Annotated in this window: 4 protein-coding genes; all 4 read left to right on the forward strand. The window is 57.0% G+C overall.

Annotated elements, in window-relative coordinates; all coding sequences use genetic code 11:
- On the forward strand, window positions 1–193 hold a 193-nt coding region (locus NQF64_RS08900), incomplete at its 5' end, for a hypothetical protein (RefSeq protein ID WP_266107150.1).
- Window positions 194–196: 3 nt separating this feature from the next.
- Window positions 197–625, forward strand: coding sequence for a structural protein P5 (locus NQF64_RS08905; protein ID WP_266107151.1), 429 nt, complete (start codon window positions 197–199; stop codon window positions 623–625).
- Window positions 622–1074 (forward strand): phage fiber-tail adaptor protein, encoded by a 453-nt coding sequence (locus tag NQF64_RS08910; RefSeq protein ID WP_266107152.1) that lies wholly within the window; start codon window positions 622–624, stop codon window positions 1072–1074. Before NQF64_RS08905 ends, NQF64_RS08910 begins: the two co-directional genes overlap by 4 nt.
- Window positions 1071–1565: hypothetical protein (locus NQF64_RS08915; protein ID WP_266107153.1), on the forward strand; the 495-nt coding region annotated here is incomplete at its 3' end. The genes NQF64_RS08910 and NQF64_RS08915, both read left to right, overlap by 4 nt.

Below are 1565 nucleotides of genomic sequence, written 5' to 3' on the forward strand. Positions count from 1 at the left end.
TAAAATCGACAATCTCGCCCGTGAACAACGCGCAGGGATTGAGGCATTAAGCAACCAGATTGCCGCCACCATCTCCACACGCTCCCGCCTCATTACCGCCGCCATCACAGGCAGCGCGGCCTTTGGCGGTGGCGTAGCAGTGGGGCTGTATCAGCTTATTCATACGCTCAACCCTCATCTTTTCGGAGGGTAAAGCATGAGCCAGACCGACAGCCGCCCCCGCGGCATCCGCAATAACAACCCCGGCAATCTCAACTTTGCCCACCAACCCGGCGCGGTGCTAGAGCCAGGGCCTAACGCGCGCTTTGCACGCTTCCCCACACCAGAGGCGGGGCTTGAGGCCCTGCGCGACCAGCTTATTCGCTACATCCTGCGCGACCGTATCGATACCGTAACAGGTATCATCAGCAAATGGGCGCCCCCGACTGAGAATAACACGGCGGCCTATATCAACGGCGTGTCTCACAGCCTCGGCGTGGAGCCTGATGAGACGCTCGGACAACCCACGCCCCGCTTACTCTCTGGCCTCATGAACGCCATTATCCGCTTCGAGAACGGCCAGAACCCCTATGGTGGCTTGGTGCTTCAAGTGGCGTCAGACATGCAGAAGGACGTTATGACATGATGCCATGCTCAGTGCGCTCCCTTTACCCCTCTAAAGAGGCCATCATCCAAGGCTTCCCCAGCAAGAACCGTGGCGATGCGTTGGATTACAGCCTCTATCTTAGCCCATTCTGCTGCGAACCGGGCGAGATGGTCATCCGCCTTACGGTGGATGTGCCGCAAGAAACAGGGCTGAAATTATTATGGTCCGCCCTCTCCAACGCGCTCGCCACCATCGGGCTGCAAGGGGGAACCCCCGGCACGCAGAGCATCATCATGACGCTCGAGACCAGCACAGGCCGCCGTTATGTCCGCCCCTTACGCATCATCGTGCTGGATGATGCCGGGTCGGTCGATACCGTGCAAGCGAGTTTATCCCCACCTAGTGGCGCGTCCCTCCAACCCAACCTCCTTACCTCCAATAACAACTACATACTTACCCTCGCTGATGGAAGGTTTCTAACCGCATGACGACTATTACTGTTGCTAGTGAAAGCGGACGCGTTAGTGTTCGCGATCTACCTACTTTAGCCCAGGTGCAGGCTGGCGATCGTATAATCGGCGTCCAGGGAGAGGCAGTCGGTCTATTCTCTGCCAACCAATTTAACAGTGGCGGGAACACCGGGACGTTAGACCTCTCAGCCTACGCTACAACTACCGCCCTGACACAAACTACCGACACTCTCAACGAACGTATCAACAGCGTAGCAGCCAGCATCCCTACTGCTCCTGACCTATCAATTTACGCTAAAAAGAGCGACATCCCTGATACCTCCGGGCTAGCGACGCAACAACAGGTAGGGCAGGCGATCTCTGGCCTCAATATTCCGTCTATTGAGGGATTGGCCAAACAATCAGACCTCACGGCCGAAGCTACAGCGCGTCAAAATGGCGACCAAGCACTCGACCAAAAAATCGACCAGCTTCGCTCTACCATCCCTGCCACGCCTGACCTGTCAGGA

This window comes from Bombella saccharophila, from assembly GCF_026385475.1.
Taxonomy (GTDB): domain Bacteria; phylum Pseudomonadota; class Alphaproteobacteria; order Acetobacterales; family Acetobacteraceae; genus Bombella; species Bombella saccharophila.

What these genes read in the sequence shown, in the direction of transcription:
- NQF64_RS08905 (WP_266107151.1), top strand. Translation starts at nt 197, where the DNA reads ATGAGCCAGACCGACAGCCGCCCCCGCGGCATCCGCAATAACAACCCC.
- NQF64_RS08910 (WP_266107152.1), top strand. Translation starts at nt 622, where the DNA reads ATGATGCCATGCTCAGTGCGCTCCCTTTACCCCTCTAAAGAGGCCATC.